The organism is Candidatus Methylobacter favarea (assembly GCF_902806695.1).
In the GTDB taxonomy this organism is placed as follows: Bacteria; Pseudomonadota; Gammaproteobacteria; order Methylococcales; family Methylomonadaceae; genus Methylobacter_B; species Methylobacter_B favarea.
Genome location: NZ_CADCXN010000067.1, coordinates 1 through 14815, shown reverse-complemented (window position 1 = coordinate 14815; position 14815 = coordinate 1). Strand labels below are relative to the sequence as shown.

Genomic DNA, 14815 nt, shown 5'->3' with positions numbered 1-14815 from the left:
TTAGTCTAAATTAATACCGGTAAAACATGATTATAGATCAATAACTGCATATTTTACATTAATTATATTCATAAAAAATTCGGCTTCTTTTTCCCTTCTTTGGCAGTCTGCCTGATAAAAAGTTTACCAAACACTATTTCAATTTATAATTGCCCTATTTAGTTTCTTATCCTGATGGAGGATTTCAATGAGCGATGCCAAACACTGCCGTCTATTAATTCTTGGCTCTGGCCCAGCCGGATACACGGCTGCGATCTATGCTGCACGCGCCAATCTGAAACCGGTTATCATTACCGGCCTGGAGCAGGGTGGTCAATTAACGACTACAACCGACGTCGATAACTGGCCAGGCGATGTTGAAGGTTTACAAGGACCCGATCTTATGGAAAGAATGCGTCAACACGCCGAACGATTCGATACTGAAATTGTTTTTGATCATATCCATACCGCGGATTTATCTGCCCGTCCCTTTAAATTAACGGGGGATTCCGGTAGTTATACAGGCGACGCGCTAATAATTGCCACCGGGGCTTCAGCACGCTATTTAGGTCTTGATTCTGAAGAAACCTTTAAAGGCAAAGGCGTTTCAGCCTGCGCCACCTGCGATGGCTTTTTCTATAAAAACAAGCCTGTTGCAGTCATTGGCGGCGGCAATACTGCTGTTGAAGAAGCCCTTTATTTATCAAATATAGCCTCAAAAGTAACTGTCGTGCATCGCCGTGACAAGTTTCGCGCAGAAAAGATTCTATCCGATAAACTGATAGAAAAATCGAGGAACGGTAATGTAGCCATAGAGTGGAATTACAATCTGGATGAAGTGCTTGGCAATGACATGGGAGTTACCGGTCTCAGAATAAAAAATACCCACGATAGCTCAACCAAAGAACTGGAAGCCCACGGCGTCTTTATAGCCATCGGCCACACTCCGAACACCGGGATTTTTAAAGGTCAGCTGGATATGGAGCACGGTTATATTAAAGTTAAAAGCGGCCTTAATGGAAACGCTACAGCAACCAGTATTGAAGGCGTATTTGCCGCCGGCGATGTTATGGATCCCATTTACAAACAGGCCATAACCTCAGCGGGGGCAGGCTGCATGGCGGCCCTGGATGCAGAAAAATTTCTCGATGAAATGAACTAATACAGCGCTGTGTTGTAGTGATGCCTGGGCTCTTAACGAATTTACAAATATCAATATATTACAAACACATCACTATGGCTAACGAAGCAGGTGCTGCCCTAGAAAGGCGCAACGAAAGGCAAATAACTTCGAAGCCAAGTACCGGCTTTCATCTGGATAAAACATGCAGCTGACTATCCTCGACCCTAACAATCCGGAGCAGGATTTTCCTGCTTTAAACAGAGCCCTTCTCGAACCGGACGGATTGCTTGCGATTGGCGGCTGCCTGTCAAAAAAACGCTTATTAAATGCTTATCGGCACGGAATTTTCCCTTGGTTTAATCCTGAAGATCCTATTCTGTGGTGGTCGCCAAACCCCAGACTGGTGTTATTTCCGGATAAACTCTATATATCCCGCAGCCTGCGCAAAATCATGCGTAAACAAATTTTTTCGGTTACGGTTGACCAGGCTTTTGATAAAGTCATTGCTGCCTGCGCAAAACCCCGAAAGGAAGGAGCCGGCACCTGGATAACAAAGGAAATAAATGACGCTTATAATGAGCTTCACCGGCTTGGGATTGCTCATTCTGCAGAAGCATGGCTTAATGGCGAATTGGTGGGAGGATTATATGGGCTTGCAATGGGCCGGGTTTTTTTTGGTGAATCGATGTTCCATACCGCGACAGATGCCTCCAAAGTGGCCTTCGCCAGCTTAGTTGGACAGCTTAAGTCCTGGAATTACCAGCTAATCGATTGTCAAATGCATACGCCGCATCTGGAAAGTCTCGGCGCTCAGGAAATTGAACGGAATTACTTTGCAGCATTACTTGACCAATATTGCGATGTTCTCCCTCATCAATCAGCCTGGCAAAGCCTATGACTTCCATTCCGCTATTTTTGACTCATGAGCATCCCTGTGGCTACCTGGAGGGAGAGATTGCCCAATCAGCTTTTGTCCAGGCCCCTTTTCATATTTTGTCATCCATTTATCCGAGGCTCCTGGCAAAAGGCTTTCGTCGTAGCGGAAATGAAGTTTACACAGCCCATTGCGCACGCTGTTCTGCCTGCATACCGGCACGACTGGAAGTAGCTAAATTCAAGGACAATAGAAAGCAAAAACGCTGCTGGAAAAAGAATATTAATATTCAAGCCCTCATTAAACCTCCTGTTTTTTATCAGGCGCATTATGAGATGTATCAACGTTATCAAAATTTCAGACATACTGAGGGTTCTATGGCTTATTCCAGTCCGTACGACTACATCAACTTTCTGAGTAGCAGCTGGTGCAACACCCAATTTATAGAGTTTTCAATTAATAACGAACTTGCTGCAGTAGCTGTCATTGATCGGATTGACAATGCATTGTCAGCTGTTTATACCTTTTTCGAACCGAAATTTTCCAGTTACAGTCTCGGTGTTTATGCCATCTTATGGGAAATTGAGCAAGCTAAATTGCAACATAAGGAATTTTTATATCTGGGCTTCTGGATTGAAAGTTGCAAAAAAATGACGTATAAAATTGAATATAAACCCATACAATTATTAATAAATAATAGATGGACAGAATTATCTGTTTAAAAAAGAGCGCCACTGAGCGGCATACATATCTGTTGTAAAAAACCAGCTTATGTTATGATTATCGGCTTTAAATTGCTGGGATCAGATACCAATGGCTAAAGAAGATCAAATTGAAATGGAAGGCAAGGTAATTGATACCCTTCCTAATACCATGTTCCGTGTGCAACTGGAAAACGGTCATATTGTGACAGCCCACATTTCAGGAAAAATGCGCAAACACTACATCCGCATTCTTACGGGTGACAGCGTCAAAGTTGAGATGACCCCTTACGATTTAACTAAAGGCCGTATCACCTTTCGCATGCGCTAACCCTGCTATCTGTTGGATAGCGCATGCCGCCTGGTTTAACTATTTTCCGGAACAATTAATTCCTTGCTTTCTATCGTAAAAGCAAGTTCATCATTATCGACATAAATCCGTACATTTCCGCCTCGCGCCAACTTGCCGAATAGCAAGTCATTAGCTAGGGGTTTTTTGATTTTTTCCTGAATCAACCGCGCCATAGGCCTAGCCCCCATTTTAGGATCACAGCCATTTTCAGCCAGCCATAAACGGGCTTCTGCATCCAGCGTTAACGTTACATGCTTCTCTGTAAGCAAGACTTCCAATTCGAAGATAAATTTGTCAACTACATGCCCGACAATTGAAATATCCAGTGGTTTAAACTGGATAATGGCATCCAGCCGATTACGGAATTCCGGAGAAAAACCTTTCTCGATAACCTTTAAATTATCACTGCCATGATCCTGCTGGGTAAAGCCAATTGAAGCGCGACTGCCCTCTTCCGCTCCAGCGTTGGTAGTCATCACCATGATAATATTGCGGAAATCAGCTTTACGCCCGTTATTGTCGGTTAATGTGCCATGGTCCATTACCTGCAATAGCAGATTAAATACGTCAGGATGGGCTTTTTCCAACTCATCAAGCAATAAAACAGCATGTGGATGCTTGGTGACCTGCTCGGTTAATAATCCGCCCTGATCAAAACCGACATAGCCAGGAGGCGCCCCTATCAGTCTTGAAACTGTATGACGTTCCATATATTCGGACATATCAAAGCGAATTAATTCTACACCCAATATTTTAGCCAGCTGACGAGTCACTTCAGTTTTACCCACCCCGGTTGGGCCGGCAAAGAGAAAAGAACCAATCGTTTTTTGTGCTTCACGCAAGCCTGCCCGCGATAACTTTATCGCCGATGCTAATGCCGAAATTGCCTCATCCTGGCCAAATACCAGCATTTTCAGATTTTTTTCCAAACTGCTCAGTTTCTCAACATCATTGGAAGATACCGATTTCGCGGGAACTCTGGCAATTTTTGACACTATCTCTTCTATTTCGGCAACATCAATAATCTGCTTACGGTCAGTCTCAGACATCATACGTTGTTTTGCGCCTGCCTCATCAATAACATCAATGGCTTTATCAGGCAAATGTCTATCAGTAATATAGCGATCCGATAATTCAGCTGCCAGACGCAATGCCTCATAGGAATATTTAACGGTATGATGCTCCTCAAAGCGGGTTTTAAGGCCTTTTAAAATCAAAATGGTATCTTCAACTGAAGGTTCCAGCACATCAACTTTCTGGAAACGACGCGCCAGAGCATGATCTTTTTCAAAAACCCCGCGATACTCGTGATAAGTTGTAGAGCCGATACAGCGCAGCTGACCGGAAGCAAGAACGGGTTTGATGAGATTGGAAGCATCCATAACCCCGCCCGAAGCAGAACCTGCGCCAATAATAGTGTGAATCTCATCAATAAATAAAATAGACTCAGGCTCTTTCTTAAGCTGACTTACCAAAGCTTTAAGACGTTTCTCGAAGTCACCCCGATATTTTGTACCGGCAACCAGGGCACCCAAATCCAGGGCATAAATAACACTATGCCTAAGTACTTCGGGTATATTCTCTTCAACAATCCTTTTTGCGAGACCTTCAGCAATAGCGGTTTTGCCAACGCCTGCCTCTCCCACCAGCAATGGATTATTTTTGCGTCGTCGACAAAGAATCTGAATAGTTCTTTCAATCTCAAGTTCCCTGCCAATTAAAGGATCAATTCTGCCCCGCAATGCTTCTTCATTAAGATTGGTAGTATATTTATCTAAAGGATTGCCGGAAGCATCCATATCTGCGTTACCTACTTCTGATGTACGACTATCTGTGGACTCATTGTCATGATCAATTTTGGAAATACCATGGGCCAGATAATTTACTACATCCAATCTCGATATATCCTGTTTATTTAACAGATACACTGCATGCGAGTCCTGTTCACTGAATAAGGCTACAAATAAATTGGCGCCTGAAACTTCCTTTTTATCGGAAGCCTGCACATGAAAAACAGCGCGTTGCAGGACCCGCTGAAACCCTAATGTTGGTTGCGTTTCGCGCTGGACACCTTGGGGAATTAGCGACATGGTCTCATCAATAAATTGAGTCAATTGTCCGCGTAATGCCTTAATATCACAGCCACATGCTTTCATGATGGCTTCTGCAGAGGCATTATCCAGCAAGGCGAGCAACAAATGCTCCACCGTAATGAATTCATGACGTTTATCATGGGCATTTTTAAAGGCATTATTTAATGTTACTTCAAGTTCTTTACTTAACATAAGCTCTCCAACTTACATCTCTTCCATCGAGCACAACAATGGATGGTGATGCTCTCGTGAATATTCATTGACTATATATACTTTGGTTTCAGCAACATCTTTTGTATATGTTCCGCATACACCAACACCTTGCGTATGTATTTGCAGCATCACCTGGGTCGCTTTTTCCTCTGGCATGGCAAAAAAATTCATCAAAATCTCAATCACAAAATCCATAGGCGTAAAATCATCATTTAACAAGATAACTTTATATAAAGGCGGCATTTTCAGCTTGGGCTTGGCTTCCTGTACAGCCAAGCCGTCATCATTATCTTTGAAGGGGTCGAAACCGGACATATTAACCAATTAATAAAAAATCTTTAGCGCTTAACATAATGCCAATAGCAGGAGATTTCAACCCTTTTTACATAACAAATATATATCATGCTCAAAGAATCCTGATTCTGACAGTAGCCGCTATAGCCATTTTTCATAAAGCGGCAAATCCATTTCTACAGAGTATTTTAAAATTACCAAGTTCAAATCTTTACAGACATAGTATCTCTAAATTCAGTAAAATATTAATTTTTATAAGACGGAATTTATTGATGGTTTGGAAACCACATGTGACAGTCGCGGCAATTATTGAACAAAACCTTCGCTTCTTACTGGTGGAAGAAGTAACTTCCACAGGGCTTAAATTTAATCAACCCGCGGGGCATCTGGAAGAAAATGAAGATCTGTTCGCGGCAGTCAAGCGGGAAGTTTATGAAGAAACTGCCTGGCAGTTTGAACCTGAACACATCATCTGTATTCAACTCTGGCGAAAAAAGCCTGATTTTCCCAGTTTTATCAGAATCTGTTTCTCGGGTCGCTGCCATTCCCATAATCCTGACCAGAAACTGGATGAAGGCATTATTGGCACACACTGGCTAAGCCGGGATGAAATAGAAGCTCAAAAAAAACACTTGCGCAGCCCTCTGGTACTTCTTACGGTTGATGAATATCTCAGCGGCCACCGTCATCCTTTATCCTTACTAAAATCATTTCTCGATCTTGATCATGAGTAAAAATATAATTGTCGGCATGTCCGGCGGTGTCGATTCGTCAGTAGCCGCATTAATATTATTGGAACAAGGCCATCAGATTACCGGGTTGTTCATGAAGAACTGGGAAGAAGATGACGGCACAGACCAATGCACTGCACTGAAAGACCTCGCAGACGCACAGCAAGTCTGCGACAAATTAGGCATCGAATTAAAAACAGTCAATTTTGCCGCCGAATACTGGGAAGAAGTATTTGAAGTATTCCTGGCTGAATTTCAGGCAGGCCGGACGCCCAATCCGGATATTCTCTGTAACAAGCATGTTAAATTCAAGGCCTTCCTGAATTATGCCATTGAAGATCTTGGAGCAGACTACATTGCTACCGGCCATTATGCCCGCGTAAGTGAAAAAAACGGCGAATTCTTCCTGCTGAAAGGCCTTGATCCGAATAAAGAACAAAGCTACTTTCTCTATACGCTGGGGCCAAAACAGCTGGCTCAGACATTATTTCCGATTGGCCATCTGCATAAACCGGACATTCGGGCTATAGCCAGAAAGGCGGGCTTTAAAAACCATAACAAAAAAGACAGCACCGGGATTTGTTTCATTGGAGAGCGCAAGTTCACTGAATTTCTGCAGCGCTTTCTACCGGCTCAACCGGGTGAAATGCGCACGATTGAAGGGCAATATATTGCTCCCCATCAGGGCCTTATGTACTACACATTGGGCCAACGCCAGGGCTTGGGCATAGGAGGCGTTAAAAATGCGCCGGATGAGCCTTGGTATGTACTTGATAAAGACATCGAAAATAATATTCTGATTGTAGGTCAAGGCCATGATCATCCGATGATGCTGCATAATATACTGGAAGCCGGTCAATTAGACTGGTGCAGTAATGTGCCATTAACCCAAACGTTACGATGCAAGGCCAAGACGCGCTATAGGCAATCCGACCAGAATTGCTGGTTAGAGCCTATAGGCCATGATAAATGTAAAGCTGTTTTCGATCAGCCGCAACGGGCCATTACCCCAGGGCAATCGGTCGTTTTTTACGATAACGAGATATGTTTGGGCGGCGGAATTATTGAGTCTAGAAAGAGTAGTACTGCCCAGACTGAACATATTTAAGGCTGTGACTGATAGGCTATATCCCAAGCAATAAGAAAGCTTCCGTTGGCAATCAAGCCCTTGATTGTGAAGATGTCCGCGCCCCGCCCCATCCGCGCCCTCGAAAGCAACGGCGCTTCGCTTTTTGCAAGCGCTCCAACCGGCAAGGCAAGGCGATTTGATCAATAGATAATCTTACGCTCTTTCAAGTCGCTATAAATACTATCAACAGAGTATTGGCTTGTATCAAAATTAATATCTGCCAAATCAGGATTACTATTTACACAAAGACAAATCAAGCCGGCATTTTTAATTGCATGGATAAGCGAAGCCGCATCAAGGTCTTCCAGGACAGTAGTCGCATGGCCGTTATCAAATAATTTTTTTTCCAGCTTATAAGCCGTTTCCTTACCGGTTGGACCGGTTAATAAAATGGCTGTAGCTGTTTGCCCATATCTTGCCGCCCGATCTTTTGCATTCACAGGTTGCTGAATTTCCTCATCGGTAAGGCCGGTAATCATACCTGCGCCTACCGTGCCGTTAGTCAGGCGATCAATAATGATGAATGAACCCGTGCCCTTGCTTGTTTTGTAAGGATCGAATACTACCGGCGCATTGACTGAAACTGTGCATGAACCAATTTCATTCAGTTGCAATTCATTGGCATCATGGTGTTCCAGCGTATTGACATCAATCCGATGATGGATCATGGAAATAGAGCCGGGAACACTGCGCGTTGCCAGCTTCAAAATATATTGACGCCCCGGTATCAAGGCCTTCTCAGCCATCCAGATAATATTGGCTATAAATTTATCCGATACGGTTGCAGGTGCGCTTTCTGTGCCGATAATCATATCGCCACGGCTTATATCGATTTCATCGACCATTGTTAAAGTTACCGCCATCGGCGGAAAAGCCTCATCAAGTTCACCGTCATCAGTGATGATGGATTTGATCCTGCTGCTATTTCCTGAGGGCAAGACGGTGATAGCATCGCCTTTGCGAAATATGCCGGACGCCACGGTGCCGCAAAAGCCACGGAAATCCAGATTCGGACGGTTAACATACTGAACCGGAAAGCGGGCATCACTAAAGTTACGATCATTGGCAATGACAATGCTATTGAGCGCTTCCATTAACGGCATGCCGGTAAACCACGGCATGTTCCCGCTTCGGTTAACGACGTTATCGCCATCCAGAGCCGAGAGGGGAATAAAGCAGATATCGTACAGATCAAGCGCTTCGGTAAAGTTCAGATACACCTGCTTGATGGCATTGAAAACAGCTTCACTATAGTCAACCAGATCCATTTTATTGATTGCCACAATAATATGCTTGATGCCCAGCAACGAGGCGATAAAGCTGTGGCGCTTGGTCTGGGTCTGCACGCCGTAGCGGGCATCAATCAGAATGACGGCCAGATCACAGGTTGAAGCACCGGTGGCCATGTTGCGCGTGTATTGCTCATGTCCCGGCGTATCCGCAATAATAAATTTACGTGCAGCCGTGGAAAAATACCGGTAGGCGACATCAATCGTAATGCCCTGTTCGCGCTCGGCCTGCAAACCGTCTACTAATAAGGCCAGATCGATCTTGCCGGCGCCGGTGGTGCCTGATTTAACACTGTCAGCCTGAACAGCTGCCAGTTGATCTTCATAAATCATTTTGGAATCATGCAGCAAACGGCCAATTAATGTGCTTTTACCGTCGTCTACGTTGCCGCAGGTTAAAAAACGCACGAGTTCCTTGCGTTCGTGTTGCGCTAGATAAGCGTTTATATCGGTACTGATTAACTCGGATTGATGGGACATGGGTGGTTTTAAATTCCTGTTGAGGTGCGGTGACAGGCCGTTGTTAGAAGTAGCCTTCGCGCTTTTTCTGCTCCATGGAGCCTGACTGGTCATGGTCGATCAATCGCCCCTGGCGTTCGGAGGTAGTGGTCAGCAGCATTTCCTGAATGATCTCAGGCAGAGTGGTCGCAGTTGATTCCACTGCGCCTGTCAGCGGATAACAGCCCAGGGTGCGGAAACGAACCTTTTTCACTTCAACTTTATCATCAGGGCCAATAGGCATGCGTTCATCGTCAACCATTATCAACATGCCGTCTTTGTTGACGACCGGGCGTTCCTTGGCAAAATACAGCGGCACGATGGGAATGTTTTCCAGATGAATATATTGCCAGATATCAAGTTCAGTCCAGTTGGACAGCGGAAATACCCGGATGCTTTCGCCCTTGTCTATTTTACCGTTAAAGATATTCCATAATTCAGGACGCTGGTTCTTGGGATCCCAACGGTGATTTTTATCCCGGAAGGAATAAACCCGCTCTTTAGCCCGTGATTTTTCTTCATCCCGTCTTGCTCCGCCAAAAGCTGCATCAAAGTGATATTTATTCAATGCTTGTATGAGGCCTTCGGTTTTCATTATGTCAGTGTGTTTTTTACTGCCATGGGTAAACGGGCCAATACCCTGATCAACGCCGTCCTCATTAATATGCACCAGTAACTCAAGACCCAGTTTTTTAATCATATTGTCACGAAACTCTATCATCTCCTTGAATTTCCAGGTGGTATCCACATGCAGCAGAGGAAAAGGCGGTTTGCCTGGGAAAAAAGCCTTCATGGTCAGATGGAGCATAACTGCTGAATCTTTGCCGATCGAGTACAACATCACCGGCCGTTCAAACTCGGCGGCAACCTCACGGATAATATGAACGCTTTCAGCTTCCAGTTGTTTAAGATGGGTCAGTTTATAGTCAATCATTAAAGTCCGTGAGATAGAGTAATTGTTTTGCCTGGTTGACCCAACATTCTAATTTGAACAGATTTTAAATGCCAGATTTGCCTTTTATTTTTGATTGTTTTAATTTGAGTTATGGAACAGAAGCTACATTTTTATTTAAACGGCCCAGAAACACATTCATATTACAATATTATTTTTAAAAGGATGACAAGTATATGAAATATAATGTTCTTTATTCAGTAGCCAGTGCTGGGTTACAGCGTAAAACTTTTTATGGTTTAATCTTGCTGATAACATTGGTATTTTCCGGATGCGCTTCTGTCGGCCGGGAATTTCCTGCTGATAAGGTTTCAACTATCCGCATAGGCGAAACCACGCAAAATGATATCTATAATACTTTTGGTTCTCCCTGGAGAACCGGCATAGAAAATGAGCTGACAACCTGGACTTACGCTGATTATCATTACAGCCTGTTTAGCGATAGCAGTACGGAAGATCTGGTGGTCAGATTTGACCGGAATGGCATCGTGGCCTCGTATGTATTCAATACCACCAAGCGCTTGAATACATCCCGTATAAATCCAAAATAAAGCCGGTTCAGCCTGACCGGATTATAAAAGCCGTATGCTTCGATCTGATCCTGAATGAAGATTAATCTGCAAGATTTTTGTCCGAACTGCTGAGCATATTCAACGCCACGGCTTCGGCTACCTTAATTCCGTCCACGGCTGCCGAAAGAATGCCGCCGGCATAACCTGCGCCCTCACCTGCAGGATACAGCCCTTTAACATTCACGCTTTGATAATACTCATTGCGTTTGATGCGAACAGGTGAGGATGTGCGCGTTTCAACACCGGTCAAAACAGCATCCGCCCTGGCAAATCCCGGTATTTTTTTATCAAATGCCGGAATGGCTTCGCATATTGCGGCGATGGCATAACTTGGCAAAGCGGAGCTTAAATCAACTAAACGAACCCCTGGGGTATAGGAAGGATATACCTTGCCAAGCACCGAAGAAGGGCGCTTTAAGAGAAAATCCCCGACCAGTTGTGCTGGCGCTGCATAGTTTTCCCCTCCCAGTTTAAAGGCATTAGCTTCCAGCCGACGTTGAAAGTCGATGCCTGCTAACGGATGGCCCGGATAATCATCGGGGGTGATGCCCACAACAATACCGCTGTTGGCATTGCGTTCATTACGGGAGTATTGGCTCATGCCATTGGTAACTACAAGTCCGGTCTCGGAGGTGGCCGCTACCACCGTACCGCCGGGGCACATACAGAAGCTGTAGACTGAGCGGCCATTTCGGCAATGATGGACCAGCTTGTAATCGGCGGCGCCCAGTACAGGATGCCCGGCATGAGCGCCGAAACGGCAGGTGTCGATAAGAGACTGCGGATGCTCTATGCGAAATCCGATCGAAAATGGCTTGGCTTCAATATAAACGCCTTGCTCATAGAGCATTTTGAAGGTATCGCGCGCACTATGGCCAACGGCCAGCACAGTGTGATTGCCAGGAATAAACTCACCGCTGGCAAGCAGCACGCCTCGTACCTGTCCTTTATCGATATCTAATTTATCTACCCGGCTTTTGAAGCGGATTTCTCCGCCTAACGACTCGATAGTAGCGCGCATCTGTTCCACCATGCTTACCAGCTTAAAAGTCCCGATATGGGGCTTGCTGACATGGAGTATTTCAGGGGGTGCTCCGGCTTTTACGAATTCAGTGAGAACCTTGCGTCCGTAATGATGGGGATCCTTGATCCCGGTATGCAGCTTGCCATCCGAAAAAGTTCCGGCGCCGCCCTCGCCAAACTGGACATTGGATTCAGGATTAAAGATTCCCTTTCGCCAGAGCCCGAAAGTATCTTTGGTGCGTTCACGCACTGCTTTACCTCGTTCCAGGATAATCGGGCGAAAACCCATCTGCGCCAGAATTAAGCCGGCAAATAGTCCGCAAGGGCCGGTACCGATGACAATAGGCCGCATTGCAAGATATTTTGGCGCCCGAGCTACAAAATGGTAAGTGGCATCCGGCGTTAACGAGATATGCGGGTCATCTTTAAAACGAGTTAAAATCCCCTGCTCATTTGTTGTCTCGATATCCAGGGTATAGATCAGGCTGATGGCATCCCGCTTGCGCGCATCATGGCCTTGCCGGAATATTGTATAAGTAATGAGCTCTTCTGCGCTGATGCCCAGCCGGTTTAATATGGCAGTCTTGATCATGCTTTCCGGATGATCAAGGGGAAGTTTTAGTTCAGTAATTCTTAACATGTAATGGAGTTCGATAAGCCCCTGGTAGAGAACCGGATGTTTTGCGGGTTATTAAATGTGCCGACAGCTGAGCCATTTTAGCCGGGCAGAATTTTCTTATGACCGCATGTTATCTTTAATCCTTGGGTAAGGACCGACAAATTTATTTCAAACAGGAGATTGAACCATGACAATCGGAAAATTATTGATAATAGCTGGCGTCGTTTTACTGATTATAGGGATTGCTGTTATTTATGCACCCTGGCTAATCAACTGGTTTGGCAAGTTGCCCGGTGATATCCGGATTGAAGGTAAAAAAACATTTGTGTTTGTACCTATCACATCTATGATTATAGTCAGCGTTATTTTGACCTTGATTATAAATTTTTTTAGCAAATAAACCCAGGACGATCATACCCACTCTATCTGACTCTTAAAAATATCCTCAAATACACATCCATGAAAATATAGAAAGTAGAATTTGGAACAAAATGGAAATTTCACCGGAATTATTACAGAAAAAAATTCTCATTATTGATGATGCAGCTTCACTGCGTACTTTAACCAAAGCCATTCTTAGAGAAGCCGGCTTTACTCATGTATTCGATGCGCCGGATGGATCTGAAGCATTGTTATTAATGCGAAAAATAAAAATTAATGTAGTAATTTGCGATTGGAATATGCCTGGCATGAGCGGCCTGGAATTATTTAAGGCAGTCAGGGAAGACCCTAAACTGAGCGCCCCGCCCTGGATAATGTTAACGTCTTCATCCGAAGGAGGAAAAGTAAAAGAAGCTATTCAGGCTGGTATAACTTCTTACATTATCAAACCTTACAAACCTGATAACCTGGTAAAACAGGTGGTAAGCAAGCTCAGTTAGGTTGAAATATAAGCGCTATTAATTTTCGGTAGAGGCTGGCTTAGTGCCGGGTACGCGTCGTTTACCAATATTTTTTTGGTCTCTATGACGTATTTTGACTTTGCCGGCAACCGCTTTTTTGGGTTCTATTTTCTTTTTAATGCCGGCGGCTTTCCCGGATGCCTTAAGCTTTTTAGGGCCTTTATATTTACCTTGCAAATCCTTTATATTGCGGCGTTTAAATTTCTGTTTCAAAAAGCGCTCGATACCGGCCATTAAATTCCATTCGGTAGCCTTAACCAAAGCAATAGTTAGTCCTAATTCATCAATCCGGCCCGTTCGGCCAATACGGTGAATATAATCGATTCCGTTTCTCGGTATATCAAAGTTGATGACGAGATTAATTCCTTTGACATCCAGACCCCGGGCAGCAAGGTCTGTAGCAATCATAATGTTAACCTCGCCTGCACGGAACAATTCCATCATCCGGTTACGATCCTTTTGATCCATTTCCCCATGCAGAACGCCGACCCGAAGTTTTTGCCCGCGCAGAGGCCCCTGAAGCTCATTTGCTTTAATCCGGGTATTGGTAAAAACTAACGCTTTATTGTAAGTTTCATTCAGCAACAGCCAGGCTAGCAACTTTTGCTTATGCTCATTATCGTCAGCCAGTACAATTTGTTGCTCAATATTGCTGTGTCCGTCATACAGAGTGTTTAATGCAACAACTTTGTGATTTTTCAGTATCCTGTCGGCTATTTTGATGACGCCGTAATGCGTCAGTGTGGCGGAAAACAGCAGGGTTTGCCTTTGGCTATTGCAACGCCCGGCAATAGCCAGCACGGCTTCGCTGAAGCCCATATCCAGCATACGGTCAGCTTCATCCAGAATCAATACGTCCAGATGACTAAAATCCAGCGACTCCTGTTCTATCAGTTCCAGCAAACGGCCCGGCGTTGAAATAATGATTTCCGCGTTTCTCCGGATCATGCCCTGCTGATGCTTGAAGTCATCCCCTCCTGTAACCAAACCCACTTTCAGGCTGGTAAATTCTGCTAATTTCCGGCACTGCGTAAACGTCTGCCTGGCCAATTCCCGCGTAGGCGCCAGTATTAATGCTCGCGTACCAAATTTGGTGGACGGCAAAGTGATCAAGCGGTGCAGTGTAGGCAACAAAAATGCGGCAGTTTTGCCGCTGCCGGTTTCGGCGCTGACCAGCAGATCCTTATGCTCCATAGCCAAGGGAATTGCCTGTATTTGCACGGGCGTGGGTTTGTCAAAGCCGAGTTTATTAACGGCCAAAAGCAATTGTTCAGCTAGCGAAAAATATGAAAACATTAAGGAAATTATTAGCTTAAGTTCTATGAATTTTTAGTGAGGTCGGCTACTAGTAGTGAGTTCCAATAAAACAATTACACATTAAGCCACCCCAAGGTCGAATTTATTCCAGCGGAATACGGCAGGTGACGCATTAAACTCGCCGATCCCTTTTAGGATTCGCGTTTTCAGTTCA

15 protein-coding genes are annotated in these 14815 nt (G+C 44.6%); 9 read left to right on the top strand and 6 right to left on the bottom strand.

The window, feature by feature from the left end; genetic code table 11:
- Positions 1–187: 187 nt before the first annotated feature.
- From trxB to infA, 4 genes are all read left to right on the top strand, one after another.
- The gene (trxB, locus tag HUX64_RS10175; protein ID WP_174626126.1) at positions 188–1141 is read left to right on the top strand and encodes a thioredoxin-disulfide reductase; all 954 of its coding nucleotides are present in this window, start codon (positions 188–190) and stop codon (positions 1139–1141) included.
- A gap of 163 nt (positions 1142–1304) precedes the next feature.
- On the top strand, positions 1305–2000 hold the full coding sequence (gene aat, locus HUX64_RS10170; protein ID WP_174626125.1) for a leucyl/phenylalanyl-tRNA--protein transferase: 696 nt from the start codon (positions 1305–1307) through the stop codon (positions 1998–2000).
- The gene (locus tag HUX64_RS10165; RefSeq protein ID WP_174626124.1) at positions 1997–2698 is read left to right on the top strand and encodes an arginyltransferase; all 702 of its coding nucleotides are present in this window, start codon (positions 1997–1999) and stop codon (positions 2696–2698) included. Before aat ends, HUX64_RS10165 begins: the two co-directional genes overlap by 4 nt.
- Before the next feature lie 91 nt (positions 2699–2789).
- Positions 2790–3008 carry a translation initiation factor IF-1 gene (gene infA, locus HUX64_RS10160; protein ID WP_024299891.1) on the top strand — a complete coding sequence of 73 codons (219 nt, stop codon included), beginning with the start codon at positions 2790–2792 and terminating at the stop codon, positions 3006–3008.
- Between the two features lie 35 nt (positions 3009–3043).
- On the opposite strand, the gene clpA is transcribed toward infA, so the two are convergent.
- Both clpA and clpS read right to left on the bottom strand, forming a co-directional pair.
- The gene (clpA, locus tag HUX64_RS10155) at positions 3044–5314 is read right to left on the bottom strand and encodes an ATP-dependent Clp protease ATP-binding subunit ClpA (RefSeq protein ID WP_174626123.1); all 2271 of its coding nucleotides are present in this window, start codon (positions 5312–5314) and stop codon (positions 3044–3046) included.
- A 12-nt stretch (positions 5315–5326) separates the two neighbouring features.
- Complete coding sequence (gene clpS, locus HUX64_RS10150) at positions 5327–5650, bottom strand: ATP-dependent Clp protease adapter ClpS (protein WP_174626122.1); 324 nt, start codon at positions 5648–5650, stop codon at positions 5327–5329.
- Positions 5651–5901: 251 nt separating this feature from the next.
- On the opposite strand from clpS, the gene HUX64_RS10145 reads away from it, so the two are divergent.
- On the top strand, positions 5902–6363 hold the full coding sequence (locus tag HUX64_RS10145) for an NUDIX hydrolase (protein ID WP_174626121.1): 462 nt from the start codon (positions 5902–5904) through the stop codon (positions 6361–6363).
- Positions 6356–7468, top strand: coding sequence for a tRNA 2-thiouridine(34) synthase MnmA (gene mnmA, locus HUX64_RS10140; protein WP_174626120.1), 1113 nt, complete (start codon positions 6356–6358; stop codon positions 7466–7468). Before HUX64_RS10145 ends, mnmA begins: the two co-directional genes overlap by 8 nt.
- 161 nt (positions 7469–7629) lie before the next feature.
- Here the strand turns inward: mnmA and cysN are convergent, their stop codons facing one another.
- Together cysN and cysD are read right to left on the bottom strand one after the other, a co-directional pair.
- Positions 7630–9258, bottom strand: a complete 1629-nt coding sequence (gene cysN, locus HUX64_RS10135) for a sulfate adenylyltransferase subunit CysN (RefSeq protein ID WP_174626119.1) — start codon at positions 9256–9258, stop codon at positions 7630–7632.
- 43 nt (positions 9259–9301) lie between these two features.
- Positions 9302–10210, bottom strand: coding sequence for a sulfate adenylyltransferase subunit CysD (cysD, locus tag HUX64_RS10130; RefSeq protein WP_174626118.1), 909 nt, complete (start codon positions 10208–10210; stop codon positions 9302–9304).
- 194 nt (positions 10211–10404) lie between these two features.
- On the opposite strand from cysD, the gene bamE reads away from it, so the two are divergent.
- Positions 10405–10779, top strand: a complete 375-nt coding sequence (gene bamE / locus HUX64_RS10125; protein WP_174626117.1) for an outer membrane protein assembly factor BamE domain-containing protein — start codon at positions 10405–10407, stop codon at positions 10777–10779.
- A gap of 61 nt (positions 10780–10840) precedes the next feature.
- Here bamE and HUX64_RS10120 read toward each other — a convergent pair whose 3' ends face one another.
- On the bottom strand, positions 10841–12463 hold the full coding sequence (locus HUX64_RS10120; RefSeq protein WP_174626116.1) for an NAD(P)/FAD-dependent oxidoreductase: 1623 nt from the start codon (positions 12461–12463) through the stop codon (positions 10841–10843).
- Between the two features lie 166 nt (positions 12464–12629).
- Between HUX64_RS10120 and HUX64_RS10115 the strand changes: the two genes are divergently transcribed.
- Together HUX64_RS10115 and HUX64_RS10110 are read left to right on the top strand one after the other, a co-directional pair.
- Entirely contained in the window at positions 12630–12842 is a 213-nt protein-coding gene (locus HUX64_RS10115) for a DUF2905 domain-containing protein (protein WP_174626115.1), read from the top strand.
- A 91-nt stretch (positions 12843–12933) separates the two neighbouring features.
- A complete protein-coding gene (locus HUX64_RS10110) occupies positions 12934–13323 on the top strand; it encodes a response regulator (RefSeq protein ID WP_174626114.1) in 390 nt (129 codons plus the stop codon).
- Between the two features lie 18 nt (positions 13324–13341).
- Here the strand turns inward: HUX64_RS10110 and HUX64_RS10105 are convergent, their stop codons facing one another.
- Positions 13342–14640, bottom strand: coding sequence for a DEAD/DEAH box helicase (locus tag HUX64_RS10105; protein WP_174626113.1), 1299 nt, complete (start codon positions 14638–14640; stop codon positions 13342–13344).
- Positions 14641–14815 lie beyond the last annotated feature (175 nt).

Bases quoted from the DNA above. Each gene is read 5' to 3' on its own strand.
- trxB (WP_174626126.1), top strand. From the start codon at position 188: ATGAGCGATGCCAAACACTGCCGTCTATTAATTCTTGGCTCTGGCCCA.
- aat (WP_174626125.1), top strand. From the start codon at position 1,305: ATGCAGCTGACTATCCTCGACCCTAACAATCCGGAGCAGGATTTTCCT.
- HUX64_RS10165 (WP_174626124.1), top strand. From the start codon at position 1,997: ATGACTTCCATTCCGCTATTTTTGACTCATGAGCATCCCTGTGGCTAC.
- infA (WP_024299891.1), top strand. From the start codon at position 2,790: ATGGCTAAAGAAGATCAAATTGAAATGGAAGGCAAGGTAATTGATACC.
- clpA (WP_174626123.1), bottom strand. From the start codon at position 5,314: ATGTTAAGTAAAGAACTTGAAGTAACATTAAATAATGCCTTTAAAAAT.
- clpS (WP_174626122.1), bottom strand. From the start codon at position 5,650: ATGTCCGGTTTCGACCCCTTCAAAGATAATGATGACGGCTTGGCTGTA.
- HUX64_RS10145 (WP_174626121.1), top strand. From the start codon at position 5,902: ATGGTTTGGAAACCACATGTGACAGTCGCGGCAATTATTGAACAAAAC.
- mnmA (WP_174626120.1), top strand. From the start codon at position 6,356: ATGAGTAAAAATATAATTGTCGGCATGTCCGGCGGTGTCGATTCGTCA.
- cysN (WP_174626119.1), bottom strand. From the start codon at position 9,258: ATGTCCCATCAATCCGAGTTAATCAGTACCGATATAAACGCTTATCTA.
- cysD (WP_174626118.1), bottom strand. From the start codon at position 10,210: ATGATTGACTATAAACTGACCCATCTTAAACAACTGGAAGCTGAAAGC.
- bamE (WP_174626117.1), top strand. From the start codon at position 10,405: ATGAAATATAATGTTCTTTATTCAGTAGCCAGTGCTGGGTTACAGCGT.
- HUX64_RS10120 (WP_174626116.1), bottom strand. From the start codon at position 12,463: ATGTTAAGAATTACTGAACTAAAACTTCCCCTTGATCATCCGGAAAGC.
- HUX64_RS10115 (WP_174626115.1), top strand. From the start codon at position 12,630: ATGACAATCGGAAAATTATTGATAATAGCTGGCGTCGTTTTACTGATT.
- HUX64_RS10110 (WP_174626114.1), top strand. From the start codon at position 12,934: ATGGAAATTTCACCGGAATTATTACAGAAAAAAATTCTCATTATTGAT.
- HUX64_RS10105 (WP_174626113.1), bottom strand. From the start codon at position 14,640: ATGTTTTCATATTTTTCGCTAGCTGAACAATTGCTTTTGGCCGTTAAT.